General features: G+C 53.2%; 13 protein-coding genes. 3 read left to right on the forward strand and 10 right to left on the reverse strand.

What is annotated here, in order from left to right:
• Positions 1-6 precede the first annotated feature (6 nt).
• Entirely contained in the window at positions 7-1,509 is a 1,503-nt protein-coding gene (locus JF44_RS0116755) for a tripartite tricarboxylate transporter permease (RefSeq protein WP_033070137.1), read from the forward strand.
• 24 nt (positions 1,510-1,533) lie between these two features.
• The gene (argE, locus tag JF44_RS0116760; protein WP_033070138.1) at positions 1,534-2,712 is read left to right on the forward strand and encodes an acetylornithine deacetylase; all 1,179 of its coding nucleotides are present in this window, start codon (positions 1,534-1,536) and stop codon (positions 2,710-2,712) included.
• 225 nt (positions 2,713-2,937) lie between these two features.
• Here argE and JF44_RS0116765 read toward each other — a convergent pair whose 3' ends face one another.
• The 7 genes from JF44_RS0116765 to JF44_RS0116795 all read right to left on the reverse strand — a co-directional run bounded on the left by JF44_RS0116765 (position 2,938) and on the right by JF44_RS0116795 (position 12,616).
• Positions 2,938-3,306, reverse strand: coding sequence for a type II toxin-antitoxin system PemK/MazF family toxin (locus JF44_RS0116765; RefSeq protein WP_033070139.1), 369 nt, complete (start codon positions 3,304-3,306; stop codon positions 2,938-2,940).
• The gene (locus JF44_RS0116770; protein ID WP_052066005.1) at positions 3,306-3,566 is read right to left on the reverse strand and encodes an AbrB/MazE/SpoVT family DNA-binding domain-containing protein; all 261 of its coding nucleotides are present in this window, start codon (positions 3,564-3,566) and stop codon (positions 3,306-3,308) included. Before JF44_RS0116770 ends, JF44_RS0116765 begins: the two co-directional genes overlap by 1 nt.
• Positions 3,567-3,815: 249 nt before the next feature.
• Positions 3,816-5,546 carry an AAA family ATPase gene (locus JF44_RS0116775; protein WP_033070140.1) on the reverse strand — a complete coding sequence of 577 codons (1,731 nt, stop codon included), beginning with the start codon at positions 5,544-5,546 and terminating at the stop codon, positions 3,816-3,818.
• 41 nt (positions 5,547-5,587) lie between these two features.
• Complete coding sequence (locus JF44_RS0116780) at positions 5,588-6,652, reverse strand: dsDNA nuclease domain-containing protein (protein ID WP_162181421.1); 1,065 nt, start codon at positions 6,650-6,652, stop codon at positions 5,588-5,590.
• Between the two features lie 315 nt (positions 6,653-6,967).
• A complete protein-coding gene (locus JF44_RS0116785) occupies positions 6,968-8,170 on the reverse strand; it encodes an APC family permease (protein WP_202901529.1) in 1,203 nt (400 codons plus the stop codon).
• 336 nt (positions 8,171-8,506) lie between these two features.
• A complete protein-coding gene (locus JF44_RS0116790; RefSeq protein ID WP_033070143.1) occupies positions 8,507-10,516 on the reverse strand; it encodes a transglycosylase domain-containing protein in 2,010 nt (669 codons plus the stop codon).
• Positions 10,517-10,693: 177 nt separating this feature from the next.
• A complete protein-coding gene (locus JF44_RS0116795) occupies positions 10,694-12,616 on the reverse strand; it encodes a transglycosylase domain-containing protein (RefSeq protein ID WP_033070144.1) in 1,923 nt (640 codons plus the stop codon).
• 374 nt (positions 12,617-12,990) lie between these two features.
• On the opposite strand from JF44_RS0116795, the gene JF44_RS0116805 reads away from it, so the two are divergent.
• Positions 12,991-14,193: a M24 family metallopeptidase gene (locus JF44_RS0116805; RefSeq protein ID WP_033070146.1), complete on the forward strand. Its 1,203-nt coding sequence runs from the start codon at positions 12,991-12,993 to the stop codon at positions 14,191-14,193.
• Between the two features lie 93 nt (positions 14,194-14,286).
• On the opposite strand, the gene JF44_RS0116810 is transcribed toward JF44_RS0116805, so the two are convergent.
• The 3 genes from JF44_RS0116810 to JF44_RS0116820 are packed head-to-tail and all read right to left on the reverse strand — an operon-like array spanning position 14,287 to position 16,660.
• The gene (locus JF44_RS0116810) at positions 14,287-14,562 is read right to left on the reverse strand and encodes an amphi-Trp domain-containing protein (protein ID WP_033070147.1); all 276 of its coding nucleotides are present in this window, start codon (positions 14,560-14,562) and stop codon (positions 14,287-14,289) included.
• Positions 14,559-15,965 (reverse strand): metallophosphoesterase, encoded by a 1,407-nt coding sequence (locus tag JF44_RS0116815; protein ID WP_052066006.1) that lies wholly within the window; start codon positions 15,963-15,965, stop codon positions 14,559-14,561. The genes JF44_RS0116810 and JF44_RS0116815 overlap by 4 nt, the downstream gene beginning before the upstream one ends.
• 11 nt (positions 15,966-15,976) lie before the next feature.
• A complete protein-coding gene (locus tag JF44_RS0116820) occupies positions 15,977-16,660 on the reverse strand; it encodes a histidine phosphatase family protein (protein WP_033070148.1) in 684 nt (227 codons plus the stop codon).

Below are 16,660 nucleotides of genomic sequence, written 5' to 3' on the forward strand. Positions count from 1 at the left end.
ATCGTTATGTGGAATGAATTGCTTTATGCCTTTGAGGCGGTCGCAACGTTACCGAACTTTCTGGCGATGTTTGCCGGGATCTGGGCCGGTGTGATCATTGGTGCCATTCCGGGCATGACCGGAACCATGGCCGTAACCCTTGCCCTGCCCTTTACGTTTTATCTGCCGCCGGTCACCAGCATCCTTCTTCTGGTTGCGCTCTATAAGGGATCGACCTATGGCGGATCGATTTCAGCCATTCTGATCAAGACGCCGGGCACAGCGTCAGCCGCCTGTACGGTTTTGGATGGTTATCCGCTGGCACGCGCCGGCAAGGGTGGCAAGGCGCTTAATATGGCGCTGGTCTCAAGCTGTATCGGCGACTTTATTTCCAATATTTCGCTGTTCTTCCTGGCGATTCCGCTGGCGACATTTGCGCTGCGGGTTGGTCCGCCGGAATTCTTCATGCTGATGGCGTTTTCACTGACCATTGTGGCAAGTATTTCCGGCCGTTCACTGGTTCTTGGCATCATTTCGGCCTGTCTTGGTCTGCTTCTGGCGACCGTGGGCGAGGACATTTACGGATCGTACCGCTTTGCCCTTTCTGAGGACATGAAATCGGGTCTTGGCATGGTGCCGGTTCTGATTGGTCTGTTTGCCCTGCCTGAACTGATCAAGATGGTCGTGTTCCGCCCGGAAGATAACAATGATGCGATGAAGCTTGGCGATAACCGCCTCACACTTTCGGAATTTCGCGGGTCGATCAAATCGATCTTTCGCGGGTCGGTCATCGGCGTTGCGCTGGGGGCCATTCCGGGCATCGGGCCATCAACGGCCGCGTTCTTTTCCTATAGCGAGGCGCGCCGGACATCGAAAAACGGGGACAAGTTTGGCGAAGGCGAGCTTGAAGGCATTGCCGCGTCCGAATCTGCCAACAACGGGTCGTGTGGCGCGACCATGATCCCGCTTCTGGCACTTGGTGTGCCCGGTGATGTGATTACCGGTGTGATGCTGGGTGCGTTCATGATCCATGGCCTGACACCGGGACCGCTTCTGTTCCAGAACAATCTGGGTGATGTCTATGCGCTGTTTATCGGCATCCTGTTCAGTTCCGTCTTCCTGTTCATCGCAGGCAAGGCGACGGCAGGGGCATTTACCAAAATCTCGCGCATTCCCCAGACGCTGCTTTTGCCCTGCATTCTGATCCTGTGCGTCTATGGCATCTATTCGATCGGGGCGAGCCCGTTTGATGTCACGGTCCTTCTGGTGATGGGTGTGGTCGGCTTTATCATGATGTTGCTGAACATTCCCGCAGCCCCGTTCCTGATCGCCTTTATCCTTGGCCCGATGTTTGAAGACAATATGCGCCGGTCCCTTGCGATTTCACGCGGTGATCTTGGTGTGTTCTTCCAGTCGTGGATTTCCTGGGGATTCTTTGCCCTGACCGTTCTGTTCGTCATTCTGACCATTCGCCGCGAATGGAAGAAATGGCGCGACAATCGCAATGCCGACAGCGCATCCGCGAACTAAACCGAGCAAAAAAAGAAGATAAAAATGTCCAAACCAAACATGTCCCGCCTGCATCATGCCATTGATCTGCTTGGCAAGCTGGTGGCGTTCGACACGACCAGCAAGAACTCGAACCTCGGTCTGATCCATTTTGTCCGTGACTATCTGGCGGAGTACGGCATTGAAAGCACCCTGTTTCATGACGAAACCGGCGAGAAGGCCAACCTTTTGGCAACCATCGGCCCCAAAGGGGTGCCGGGTATCGCGCTTTCGGGTCATACCGATGTGGTCCCTGCCCTTGAAACCACCTGGGTAAGCCCGGCCTTTGAGCTGACGGAACGGGATGGCAAGCTGTTTGGCCGCGGGTCGGCCGACATGAAGGGCTTTTCGGCCTGTGTATTGGCGATGATCCCGGATCTGGTCAAACGCGACCTTGCGATTCCGTTCCATCTTTGCCTGTCCTATGACGAGGAAGTCGGCTGCATCGGGGTTGGATCAATGGTCGATTATCTGGCCGCGATGGATACGCCGCCGCGTTTGGCGGTAATTGGCGAGCCGACCGACATGAAGGTGATCAACGGCCAGAAGGGCAAATATTCCATGCGGGTTGCGGTCACCGGTACGGCCGGTCACAGTTCGTTTGCGCCCAATCACGTCAATGCCATCGAATATGCCACGCGTGCAATCAACCTGATTGCCGAAAAGGCCCGTGAGTTTGAGGCAAACGGCCCGTTTGACGATGATTTTACTGTGCCGCACAGCACGATGCTGACCACCACGATTGGCGGCGGGACTGCGACCAATGTGACCCCGGATTATTGCGAGTTCACCTTTGAGATCCGCCATCTGCCCGACCATGACGCCGAAGCAGTGATTGCCGATCTGCAAGCGACCATCATGGACACGCTGGACGTGGAGATGAAGGCCAAGGCAGACGAGACCGGCTTTGCCTTTGAAAAGATCTTTTCCTATCCGGGGATGGGCGATTGCACCGATGCGCCGGCGTTCGAGCTGGTCCGCAACATCATCCCCGACATTTCAGGCAAGGTGTCTTATGGCTCCGAAGGGGGCGTGTTTGAAAAGCAGGGCAATATCCCGTCGGTGATTTGCGGGCCCGGCAGCATCAAACAGGCCCATAAGCCCAACGAATTTATTGAAATTGCGCAGATCGAGGAATGCCTTGATTTCCTTGACGCGCTTACCGATCAGGCCAAAGCGGCCTGATAATCTCACCGCGGCGCTGCGTCACCCTCAGCGCCAATCGGCCCGCTGCAGTCCCAAAGCCGTCCACCCCGGCTTTTTGCGTCGCGCACCGACAGGTGAGAAGCTCCCTGATTGCATTCCCCCCAAGTGATGCAGTCAAGCAAGCCAAACTTGAGACCGGCTCGTGAAAGCGATGCCGGTCTTTTTTTGTGCCTGCACGTTCCTTGTTGAACCGGGCATTTCACATCACTCGATAAATTTCTCTATCACGCGATCAGCCCCGATCAACGGAATGATGCGCAGCAAAACCTGATCCATCACCCCCGTCTCCGCCTGTGCGATGAATTTGGCCTTGCGGTCTTTCCATGACAAAGTCTGAATCAAACTGGCTGCCACGACAGATGGCTGATCGAGATTTTCGACAGGAACCTCCGTCGCGCCACCGCGAATGCTCGTGCTGATCGGGCAGCACATCAAAAGGCCCGTTTGCCGGTTATACGACTTGGACGAAAGCACAAGTGCGGGGCGGTACTTGCCAATTTCCTTGCCTTTGGTCGGCTCAAAGTCCAGCCAGATAATATCATTGCGTTCCGGCACATATGTCTGGGCTGCCATCACTCGCCGATTTCAGCAGAAGAAGGCTGCGCAAGCGCATCAGCATGCGCACCATGCGCATCCAGCCCGACCAAAAGGTCCGCCTCTGAAAAAGGAAGGTTGACCTTTCGGGCCGCTTTACAGGATGCCTCAATCACGATTTTTCCAGCCTTCACGTCAATACTGACCGGACTGGCAACATCCAACCGCGCCTGTGCGAGAATATCACGGGAAAGCCTCACAGCGGCACTGTTACCCCAACGTTTGATCTCACTTTGCATAACACCCTCTTGGATCGTACGTAGCTACATATGTAGCTACTATCGTTCTTCCCGTCACAAGTGTCAACATATGTATCTACACGGCAGGTGAACTTGAATCGCACCTTTTGGGAAAATGGATCTGGAAATAAGGAAAAATAAATCTGTCCCCTTTTTCTGTCCCTGTCCCCTTTTTCCTTGTGTCCCCTTTTTCCTTGCGCATGCTTTGGTCACCATTGGCATTATGTGCATTTGAAACAAAGGAAAAATCTAATTGGGGTTGGACAATGTTTGCGCATGCATTCCATCAATTGCGTCAAAAACCGACCTGTACTGATCTTGGCTAAGAACCGAGAGCTTTTTGTCCAATACAATAGGGCTAGGATAAGTTGAATCATCTTCATCAATGAGTTCATCAATAGAAACAGTTGCAATAATAGCTTGCTGCTTCTCAAGTCTTTTAGAAATGATGAAATCTAAAATTGCCTTCCTATTGGTCGGGTCTTGCTCTTGCTGGAACGGAGAGTCGACCAACATAGGACAAAGAGTAAAGGAATTGAATTTGCTCATCGTGCTAAGGAAAGCAAAATATTGCGCCAATAGAGCTCGTGGTAGATCGCTACCAAGAACGTTATTTTTTATTTGCTTATCAATAGTTTTATAATCTTTTTCATCTAAAACATTTACATTAAGTAAATTAAGGTATTCCTTCATTTTCGATTTATACCACTCGAGAATTTCTTTTTTCCTTTTATTGTCAACTTTCAATTTAGATGCATTTTTAGAGATTTCACCGCTAATTTTTTCTTCTCTATTTAAAATTTCCTGAATATCTATATTGAGCGCGTTAATCATCTCCTTCATACCTTCAGAAGTTATAAGCTCAGACAAAGTTACATTTTCTTTCGAACGTGCAAGAATTTCCTCAACTGACTTAAGTTCTGAGGATACTTCATTGTATTCAGATTCGATCGCTAATAGCTTATCGCTTATCTCTCTTCGCTTTTTCAGCCACTGGTCAATGAGGGCATGACAATGATCTATGTCGTCAAGAAGACCAAACCTCTCGATGAATGAATTTTCAAACTCTGTTCCGCAGGTCGGGCAGTCGACCACATCTGGGGTTTCAGGCGACTCCGAGTAACGATAATCGGCATCAAGTTCCACCACGCCACGACGCAAAACTGAGAGCTCAGTGTCTACTGCATTCCTCTGATTTCTTACTTCTTTGAGGCGAAAGAGTATTTCCTGCTGTTTAGAGTAAATGTCGTTGTATTGATCAACGACATTTTCCAGCTCTTTGCGGAACACATTAGGATCAAGGTCAACCTGCGAACGGATTTTTCGCTTTTCAACCGAATTCCGGGCAGCTTGCATAGACAGTCGCTCTGACTGAATCTCTCCGAGATTCTCCAAAAGTTCGATTTCTATCTTCTTCGCATCGTAGTAACTCTGCGGCTTAACACCCAGATGATACTCAAGCATCAGTTTACGGTACGTAGCGAACTGCTTTAGCCCGACAAACGATGACCAACTGGTCGACCAACCTTCATCCTGATCAATGTAGAACGGAAGAAAGTAGAAAGCGGGACCTGCAATGCCGAGTTTGCCATCAGCCTGCCGCTCAAGCTCGACATCGAACCCCAGCAAACTGTTCATAAAATTGGAGATTCCGTCTTTGCCCCCAACCCCAACATGACGAGAGATTAGCTGCTTATCACTATCGAAAACGCCAAAGTATTTTTCGTCGCGAACAATATGATATTCTGCCTCTGCGAGCTCAAACTTTACGCAGTAAATGGGCCTAGCTCTTTTCCAGACGGTATTGTTGATCTGCGGCGTATCGCCACCAAGGCAATGATAGAGCGATTTAACCAAGGTAGACTTACCAACATCATTCTCACCGATCAGGAAATTCAGATTCGGATTCAGACTCAGGTTTATCCCTGACTTTTCCGCCTTCGACAGAATCCAAAGTTCTTTGAAAATTAGGCTTCTCAAAGCATGTGCCTTTTCTGAGGTTTCTAATCAACTTCTTGAAATCAGATTTGGTCATAATAGACTAGCGCTCCTAGTGCGCGCAGATAGTCCCGCTTCTTATATATTTCCGCAACACCACTGTCTGACATCACGTCATCGACAACTTTCCTGAGAAATTTATCCAATTCCATCGGTGTGTTTGGGTATTCAAAAACACTTTTCTCCATGAGACCAACAATGCTTTTTACATCAATGTTTAGAGGGTCGTAAAAATCGGTAGAGGCTTCTGGTATGTACTTTTTTAGCTGAAGCGTTTCAGCCAACGTCCATCCTGCTTGCAGCAATGAGCTATTGATATCAGAAATATCGAGACTCGGTCTGGATCTCGCATGCATAGTACTCAGGGTATTCTCCACCAAAGAGTACTCAATACATTTCTTGTCAAAAAGTTGTTGAGCATTTTTAACATTATCTGAAGGAAAATTATTTCTCCGAACAATCTCGCTTTTAACAAGCCTCATCCAAGTTCGAATATTTAATCCGTGATCTTCACCAAATTTTTCACAAAATAGCGCTGACGCCTCACCTTCAAGAAAGCTCTCCATAGCCTCCAAAGACACTCCGGTTACTTGAAAGTGTAAATCTTCTAATCTCTTTTCATCGAAATTATTAAGCTCGGATGATAGTTTATTTTTAATACGATTATAATATTTTTCATCCAAATCTACTGCGCAAGCTTCTCCACCGGCGAATTCAAACGCGTTATTAGAGACCAAAATCACTTTGATATCGTAAGAAGAGCAAATTCCTTCAAAGTTTGAGAACATTTTTCCGAAAACAGATGCTTTACCTTTAGGACGAGAAGTTAAAGTGGTGAGCATTCTTGGAGATGTTCCCGAGGACGTTTTTACTTGGACAAAGTCAACGCTGGTTGGTTGGTCAGCGGGAGAAACGAACACAACATCATCATGAAATTCAAAAGCTATAAGATAGCTTTCTCCCTCCAAGTGCTTCCTCATCATCTGAGAAAAGGCCCAGTCCTTTTGATAGTCAAATCTAGAGGCTGAATCAGCCCCTTCTGTTTCCCTTTGAGGCTTAGAGGTTAGATCTGTGAACAAATCAGCCAATATTCCCCCCCCTTTGTGGACTTCACGCCCATGCTCTTGGTTCAAGTTGCGTTGCAATCAAACCTTGTACCCAGATAGTCCACCTTGAGACGATTTTGGATACACATGTTTAAAAGAGGTTGGCATCCAAGAACGACAATTTCAATCACAGATTAATGCCTGTTAACTAATGCAATCTTAAATTACCCCGACAAGAAGATGCATCAACAACTCAGTTTCAACCTGTTAAACTCCCAAAAAAGGGGACAGATTTATTTTTGAACGTATTTTTGAACGTCAAAATCTTCAGTGCTATTGAGCTCTCGTCCCGAAATTCTAATGACCAAAAACCAGCAGACAGAGGCTTAAGACCGCGCCAAGCACCGGCACCATGATCGGCACCTGAAAGATATGCGTGCCAACCGGTTCGATGCTGCCTTTGCGTTCGCGCCATTTGACGCGCACCAATGCCAGATTAACAAGAACGAATACGGCCAAAATCAATTGCGAGGTCAGGGTTGCCAGCCCGGAGATATCGAAGTTCAGGGCCAGAACAGCAATGATCACCGCGACGAAGGCGGTGGCGACAATGGGGGTTCCTGTGCGTTCTGACACATAGGCAAGCAGCCGCCCGACCCGACCGGGAATTGTTCCCTGATCACCCATGCCGTAAAGAACGCGGCTTGCCATGATCACCTGAATAACGATGCCGTTGAAGGTCGCGATGATGGCGATGGCGCTGACCACGGCGGGCGGCAAATCGGTGACCGCGCCAAACACCAGACCAAGCGGGGCCGTGGATGCCGCCAATTCGTCAAGTGGAACACTTAGGACCGCGATTGCGGCGACCAGAAAGTACAGCGATGTCGCAAGCACCAGCGTTATGAAAATGGCGCGTGGCATGGTACGTTCGGGATCACGTACTTCTTCTGCGACATTGACCATATCTTCAAAGCCAATGAAGGCGAAGAAAGCAAGCAGACTGGCACTCAGAACGGTTGCCCAAACCTCGCCATCCAGGGTATCTGGCACGACGCTGGGTAATTGGCTGATGAGGTCGGGCTGGGTTAAAAACCCGCCTGCGATAATCGCAATCAGGCCGCCGATCTCGATCACGGTAAAGACGGCGGCGAATGCCACAGATTCGAGGATGCCAATACAGGCGATCAGGGTCACAAACAGCAAAATCAGCAGGACCAGCCAGGCGCGATCGACTTCCAGAACAGGGGTCAGCAGTGCCGCGAGATATCCCGCACTGCCCAAGCTGATCGTTGCGGACGACACAATGCCCGCCAGCATGACAATGCAGCCGACAATGAGCGCCATCATGCGTGAGCCAAAGCCAAACTGAACATAGGCGGATTCACCGGCACTCAGTGGCAAACGACCAACAAATTCAGAAAAAGTCGCCGCCGAAAAAGCCATCACCATGGCCGACACGCCAAAGGCCATCGGCGCATAAATGCCTGCCTGGGCGGCGGTTTCGCCGATCAGCACATAGATGCCCGCACCAATGGTCACACCCAAGCCGTAGAGCACGACCAATATCAAGGAAAGACGCCGTTTTAGCTTTCCGGGTCGGGGGGCAGGTACGTTTGAAGTCATCGATGTGCAGCCTTCGTCCAAGACGTTAAATCTAATGTCGACTAAAGGAGACAGACTTATTTTTAGAACCCCGGATCGAACCCCATTTGTGTAATCGCCCCGGTCCTTGTTACTCAGAGCGCCTGCGGGTCACTTTGGCCGTTTCATCGGCAATCTGTGATTTGCCGTGCATGGGTTGTGTTGATTGGTAGCACAAATTTGATCGTCTTGTTCTGGTGAAAAGAAAAAGGGGAGCCTAGCCCCCCTTTTTCACATCCATAGAAAGCGCAACTACTGCTTGGTATTGCCGGAACTGTAGCCGGCGGTGAAGTCGCGCCAGCTGTCGTCCTCGCCGATTTTTTTGGATCGGGCGAGGGCGGCTTTGCCAAGGGATCTGACCGGGATATTCTGATGGGCGTGCAGCATGAAATCACGCCACAGGGCGGCCGGAAGACCGCCGCCGGTGACCTGTTCATCCATCGGGCTGTTATCGTCATTGCCCATCCAGACCCCGGCAACAAGATCGGCGCTATAGCCGATAAACCAGGCATCGCGGTAATCCGATGTCGTGCCGGTCTTGCCCGCCGACGGGCGGTCGATGATGGCATTGCGCCCGGTGCCCTTGGCGACGACGGCAGCCAGCATATTGTTCATTTCACCGGCATGAAGCGGGTTCATCAAACGGCCGGGGAAGTCATCGCTGCGTTCATAAAGCACTTCGCCGCCCTTGCCGGTGATCTTGCTGACGGCGTGCGGGAAAACAGCAAAACCGCCATTGGCAACGATGGCATAGGCCCCGGTGAGCTCGAGCATCGACACTTCGCTGGTGCCGAGCGCCAGGCTTGGTTCGGGTTTGAGTTCCGAGGAAACACCCATGTCACGCGCCTTTTGAATCACCTTGTCCAGCCCGACTTCAAGCGCCATCTGAACCGCAATCGAGTTGTTTGACGTCGCCACCGCATCGCGGATCGACATGGTGCCATGGTGCTTGCGATCAAAGTTCCGCGGTTCCCAGCCATTGATCACAATCGGCGCATCGCGCATCCAGTCATTGGACCCAAGCCCGTTTTCAAGCCCGGCAAGATAGACAAACAGCTTGAACACCGAGCCCGGTTGACGGCGGGCCTGTGTGACGCGGTTATACTGGCTTTCGAAATAATCACGTCCGCCAACCATGGCGCGCACCGCGCCATCGGGCGTCATCGCCAGAAGGGCGGCCTGCCCGACATTGTGGGTCTTTGCGCTGTTGCTTTCGAGCGCGCGCAGCAGGTTTTCTTCGGCGATTTCCTGCAGGCGTGAATCAAGGGTGGTATGGACCAGAAGATCCTGATCGACATAGCCGACATATTCCCGCGCCCGATCAAGCACCCAGTCAGAGAAATAGCGCACCCCCGGCCCGGTCTGTGCGGAACGGGCCGTGCGCACGCGCGTCTGTTTGGCCCGGTCTGCGCGTGCCTTGGTCAAGGCCCCGGTCGAGGCCATGGCTGCCAGGACAACATTTGCCCGGTCGGCAGATAATTTGGGATCGACAAGTGGGTTATAGCGGCTGGGTGCCTTGGGCAAACCGGCCAGAACGGCTGCTTCATACAGGTTCAGACGCCTTGGGTCGGTGGCAAAGTAATGGCGCGCCGCGGCATCAATTCCGTAAACACCCGAACCGAAATAAATCCGGTTGAGATAAAGCGACAATATCTGCTGCTTGTCGAATTTGAACTCCAGCCAAAGCGCCATCAGCACTTCTTCGATCTTACGGCCAAAGGTGCGTTCAGGAGACAAAAACAGGTTTTTGGCAAGCTGCTGGGTGATGGTGCTGCCGCCCTCGGCAATCCGGCCTGCCGTCAGGTTGGCCCATGCCGCACGGGCAATGCCGACAACATCAATGCCGAAATGATCGTAAAAACGGCGGTCTTCAATCGAGACAAACGCCTGGCCGACATATTCGGGCAAATCACGTACTTCGACCGGATTGCCATAACGGTTGCCATAGGCCGCAAGGGTTGCCCCATCAATGCTGATCACGCGGATGGAGGGTTTGCGTTCGCTGGCGACTTCAAAGCTGACTTTTTCCGGCAGGCCATAGCCGTAATAGGCAACAACACCGCCGCCCAGAACCGCAACCCAGATGGTGCCCAGAACGATAAACTTGGCAATGGCCTCTGGCCCCGGGATCATATCGCCCAAACGGGCCGCAAGACCGCCTTTGCGTTTGCCAGCACTGCTGACGCGCTTCTTTTTGGTTCGTTTGGTCCCGGAGGATCCCTTGCGAACACTTGTTTTTCGTTTGAATTCTCTTTGCGCCACAAAAGCACCTATCGGTCTGGTCCGAAATCAACGCACAACCATCAACCCGGCAAGGCACAAGCAAACCCCGCTTGCATCCGACAGGCCGTCGCGCCGCATTTTTCGGCGAATTTCAATTTTCATGTCCCAACCGAGGAGGGAGTCCCCCGTCTCCCCGTTTTGCGACGGTTTTATCGATTAATTCAGATCCTGTTTCCACAAGTCAGTAACACCGTCAGCTGCGCGGCGGCGTTGCGATGAAGCCCGGATCATGGAACGAATGGGCAAACCGTCATGCGCATCCAGCATAAATAACCGCCACAAAGACGCAAGCTCTACCTCGCCGCGAACTTCCATGCGCGAACCGTCATCATTGCCGGCCCAAACGGTGGTGATCAGATCCGACGAGAACCCGACATACCAAGCGTCCGAACGGTCCCCTGCCACCGTGCCATAGCCGGCAAAGGGACGATCAAGGCGCACCTGCGGGTCGGTCACACTGGAAAACAGAACATACGACCCCTGAATGGCTTCGTCGGTCAGGCGTTTTTCCTGCACGGCATCAAGGCGCTGATACAGGGCCGGGGCGTTTTCATCGCCGGTAAAGGTCACGGAATTGATCAGCGTCATCTGGGCCGGTTTGCCGGAATTTTGCGGCAGGGTGTGAATGGCGGTGACGTCGCTGACGGTAACCGGGTCAAGTCCGACCACGGTGCGAATATCGCTTGAAAGCGGGCTTTTGATGCCGATGTCATGGGCATATTGGCGCACCTTCAGAAGCCCGAAATGATCGGCAAGATTGGTGGGCACGGTATTCACATCGCGCACGAAGGCTTCGCGAAGCGAAATCATGCCCATATAGTCATGATCCGGATTAACCGGACGCCAGCCCCCCACCGCCATGCGATTGTCCCGTACCCATTGCGCCGGATCGCTGTTTTCATTGAGCGCATAATAATAGGTGGCGATCTTCATCATTCTGCCGGCCGGGTGGCGGACTTCGGTCACGCGGTTGCGCTGAAACGGGGAATACTCCATACCGCCGATCATGGCGCGAATGCGGCCGTCCGGGCTTATGGACAGAAGACCGGTTTGTGATGCCCCGCGCGGCAAAATGCGATGTTTGGCCACTTCGGGCACAATTTGCTGGGCAAGGTTCTGAATTTTCCAGTCGATGCTGGTGGTGACATCAATGTCCCGGCTGCTGTAGCCAACGATATCGGCGACCTCTTCGAGCACCATGTCCACGACATAGCCCGACAGGACGTTTTCTTCGTACTGAACATCAAGTTTGGGTTCGATCAGGGTCAGGGCCGAAACAACGTCCGGTTCGACAAAGCGGTACTGGCCGAGCCGGGTGAGGATTTTATTGGCTTCTTCGGCGGTTTTGCGCGGATAGAACAGCGGATTGAAGGTTTCGGGATCGCTCATGGCGGCTGCAAGCACGGCGGCCTGATGCAATGTCATGCGTTCTGCCGGACCGCCATACCAAAGACGTGATGCGGCCGAGATGCCAAAGATGCCGCGCCCGACGTAGCTGCGTTCAAGGTAGCTTCGCAGAATAGTTTTCTTGCTGAAGTTCCATTCCAGCCAGAGCGCGACAATCAGTTCCTGAAGATGGCGGCCCGGGCCGTTGTCCTTTTTCTTGAAGAAGCTGCGCGCGACCTTCATCGTGATGGTTGATCCGGGCCCGGAATCGCCGCTGAAGATCCGGGCGAAATCCGCCCCGCCAATCCCGGTGTGATCAAAGAAGGTCGGATCCGTGGCAACGACAAACACGTTTTGAATCCGTTCGGGCAGGGTCGTGAGCGACACGTCCTGACTATAGCGGCCCTGGATCGTTTCAAGCAGCGCACCGTCATAGCCCAGAATTCGGATTTCCGGGCTTCGGATCATGTTGCGGCTAAGATCAAGGTTGGACTTGATCGAATAGGCAATGCCGATAATCGCCATCAGGGCGACCGATACAAAGAACCCGATCAGGATCGTCCGCCGCCGACGGATGCGGCGCCTTGCTTCAATCAGTTCCTTCTCGGCGATGCGCAGCATTGCCGATTGAGCGGCCGATCTTCCGCCACTTTCGTTATCGCCACTTTCGTCGTCGTCGTTTTCTTCTGCCACGCCGCTTACCCGTTTTTGCCCGTATTTTATATTGTTCTCTGCCAGTAAAGCGCCAAGCGGTTAAAAAAGTACTTTAACGTGCGGTTTAATCATACAGACGTATGAGACCCCCTGCCCAAACTGGCTTTGCCCGCCAAATGCAGGCTAGAGTCTATGCTGCAGCGCAAATTATGCTTGCCAAATCGCACATCCATGGCCAATATTTTTCTCTGGGCAGGCGATGGCGTCGCCAGCGTGACAAGGATTTGCACCACGCGCCCGAACCATCATCACATTCCATATCCTGAACGCCGGGATCTTGCTTTGTCGCAGTTTGCACAAGGGGAGGTCTTTGTCCCCTTTGGCGGCTGCGCCCAAAAGAGGGAACTCGCTTAATGGATCGCCCAGATTTTTACCGTTTCCACCAAGGGGACCGTGTTCTTCCGTTTTCGGGAAGCGAATATGATGCCCGTCTTGCCGGATTGCGCGCCATCATGGCCGAGCATGGGGTGGCGGCATGTGTTTTCACATCCATGCATAACATCGCCTATTATTCGGGCTTTCTGTATTGCGCCTTTGGCAGGCCTTACGCGCTTGTTGTAACCGCAACCGAAAGTGTGACCATCAGTGCCGGTATCGATGCCGCCCAGCCGTGGCGTCGTTGCCATGGCGACAACATCACCTATACCGACTGGCAGCGAAACAATTACTGGCGCGCCATTCTGTCGGTGACGGGGACCGGCAAGGTGATCGGCTTTGAAGGCGATCACCTGAGCCTTGCGCAGAAGGCCCTGCTTGATGACTTCCTGAAACCTGCCAGCAGCCTTGATATCGCCCCGGCCACCATGCGCCAGCGCATGCATAAATCGCCCGCCGAGATTGCCCTGATCCGCCAAGGTGCACAGGTTGCCGATGTTGGCGGCTATGCCATCCGTGATGCCATCAAGGAAGGGGTGCGCGAAATTGATGTTGCCATGGCCGGACGCGATGCGATGGAACTTGAAATCGCCAAGCGTTTCCCTGATGCGGAATATCGCGACACCTGGGTCTGGTTCCAGTCGGGCATCAATACCGACGGGGCACATAACCCGGTGACTGCGCGCAAACTCGAACGCGGTGATATCCTGTCGCTGAATACATTTCCGATGATATCGGGATACTACACCGCCCTTGAACGCACGCTGTTTGTCGGCGAGGTCGATGACGCCAGCCTTAAAATCTGGGAAGCCAATGTCGCGGCCCATGAATATGGCATGAGTCTGCTGAAACCCGGTGCGTCGTGCGCGGCAGTAACAGAGCAGATCAATGCGTTCTTCGCCGAGCGGGATTTGCTGCAATATCGCACATTTGGGTATGGGCACAGCTTTGGTGTGCTGTCGCACTATTACGGGCGTGAAGCGGGGCTTGAGCTGCGTGAAGATATCGACACGGTTCTTGAGCCGGGCATGGTGATCAGCATGGAGCCGATGTTAACCATTGCCGAAGGCAAACCCGGTGCCGGGGGATATCGCGAACACGATATTCTGATCATCACCGAGAATGGCAATGAAAACATCACGGGCTATCCCTATGGCCCGGATTTCAACGTGGTTGGCTAGAGCAATTTCAAAATGGGCCTGTGAAAACGGGCCCGTTTTTTTATGCCTGGTCATCGGGCGACGCCGATTGCCGGGCACAGACCGACAGATGCGTTACTTTTTATCGCCAACAATCAATTTTCGGTCTTTGGCCGTGTCGCGATCAGCGTGCCAGCTTACGCGCAGGGTCAGGCTGCTTCTGTCTTCATCCTGGGAGGCGGAGACCTTCAGGTTCAAAAGACCTTCGGGCTTGAGGATGATTTCATCCTGATCATCGCTGAGCACGACCTTGCCCTTGCCCAGTCCGGTGGTGATGGCTTTGAGGATCGCCTTGATCGAATTGGCGTCCTGCAGGGAATCGTGACTAAACTGTTTCTTGATCTGTTTCATCGGTTTGTTTTTCCGCTTTTGTCATCACGCTTAAGCGCGGTGCGAAGGGCGGTCAGCGTGCGTTTTGGCTCAAACGCCTTGGCGTAGGGGAAGTCGGTGCTGATGCCCAGAATATGCCCGTCGGGATGGATCACGGTAACTGCGGCCCCCGCCCCGCTCAGGCCTTCTTTGTGGCGCGAATGCTGATCGACTGTGGCGTCACATTCAAAATTGATCAGGCCACGGCGCAACATGATGCGCTGTCCGTTCAACAGATTGCGGTGACCATGAATGATGGCGTGAATGCCGCTGTCATGGATCTTTTGCGCCCCGTCGGGACTGAGGGGATTGTCAATCGACCGGTATTTGGTCCGCACCGTATTGGCAATGGATCCGTAGTACAGATCAAACGGTTCGCCAAACAAGGCATCGCGGAACTGCCGGTTCAGCGCTTTTGCGCCATCGGCATGCAAAACATCGGCCATGGCATCATCAAAACCGGCATGGACAAACATGAACGATCCGACGTGATAACCAAGGCGCATACGTTTGAAAAACCAGTGAAATTCGCCATCCGGTTCCAGAAACAGTTCGCGCCATTTCAACACGGCCCCATAGACCTGGCGCATGGAAAGCCCGGCTTCGGCGCAGGCGGGCTCGAAGCTGACCATTTTCTTTTTGATGCGTTTAAGTTCCACATCGATCTGCTTTTTCGGCAAGTGGTCTGCGGCAATTTTCGGAAATGCGTCAAACCAGCTCGAATGCGGGAAAAGACGACGGCGGCATTCATCCTCGTCCGGCAGGCCATCCAGCGCCTTGCGCCCGGTCATGTAACTGTCGCGAAGCTCGACCAGTAGCGGCACCACCTTCGGCCCGAGACGCAGGAAGAAATGATCATTGCGATGATCAATACCGGTGCCGACTGCGCGCATGCCCAAAAGATTTCGAACATCATGATTGCCCGCCAGAATACGCACCCGTGCATCAAGCTCGATCAGGCGGCGGATGGCGCGCAGAAGTTTCAGGTTATGCGGCCCCTTGTCAAAACAGTCACCGCCGATGATGAAGGTGGCCTGCCGCCCAAGTTTGGTCAGGCGGAAATTCATTGCCCCCGGCCCGGTGCGCCGCACCCCGCCCGACGCCACAAGGGAGGCCACAAACGCCTTTCGATCCGCGTGCATATCGGAAAAGAACAGGATCGGCCGTTTGGGCCAGGTCCATAATTTGCGCTTTGTCAGGCGGTCAAGTTCGCCAAGTAGCAATTTACGGTCGCCATTTTCCTCGCCAAACGACTTGTCGCCGCCAAAGGTCCAGTCACGCGCCTCGCGCGGCAGTTCCGGATAGAGCCATGACGGCCACGGGCCTTTGTAATGAGGGAGGGCCACGTCGATATGCGGGTTTTGATGTGTGGTCGTTTGTGTCATCGGTTTAGGCCCTAATCCAATACCGGTTCGGCTTTGGCGCGGATTTTCCAGTCGCCAGCGACATGGAGCCATGTGCCATCGGCACAATATTCCAGCACCACCGGGCGGGCGTGATACATGCTGAGCGCTGCGATATCATCAAATGCCAGTACACCAAGATGATGGGCGGCATGGCGAAATGACGCCCCGTGACCGACAAAAACCTTAAGCGTGTCGCGGGCAGGCAAATTTTCCATACGGTCGATCAGATGTCTTGCCACCCGTTCACCGGATTGCATCAGCGATTCTGCGCCCTGAAACGGCAGGCAGAAATGGCTGTCGGATTTCCAGTTTTCGGGCAGCGGATCAAAGCGCGGGTCTGCATCGATAATCTGATTGATCTCATCAATCCGAAGATTGGCAAGCGCACCGACACTGCGTTCGGCAAGGGCATCGTGACAGGTGATGTCAAAATCCCCGCCCAGGGCCGAACGGATGATGTCGGCCGTAGCCCATGCGCGCAGCATGCGGGAACTGTCGATCCCGGTATGGATTGTCGCCCCCAGCGATGTTGCCATCTGGCGCAGACTTGCAACCCCGTCGCGCGCCTGTTGCCGGCCCCGGTCGGTCAGGGCAAAGGGTTGAAGGGCGCTTGGCGCGCCTATGCGTTGATGATAATCGCCGTGGCGCACAAGGGCGGCAAAACGTCTGGCCAT

Source organism: Thalassospira australica, assembly GCF_000763295.1.
GTDB lineage: Bacteria > Pseudomonadota > Alphaproteobacteria > Rhodospirillales > Thalassospiraceae > Thalassospira > Thalassospira australica.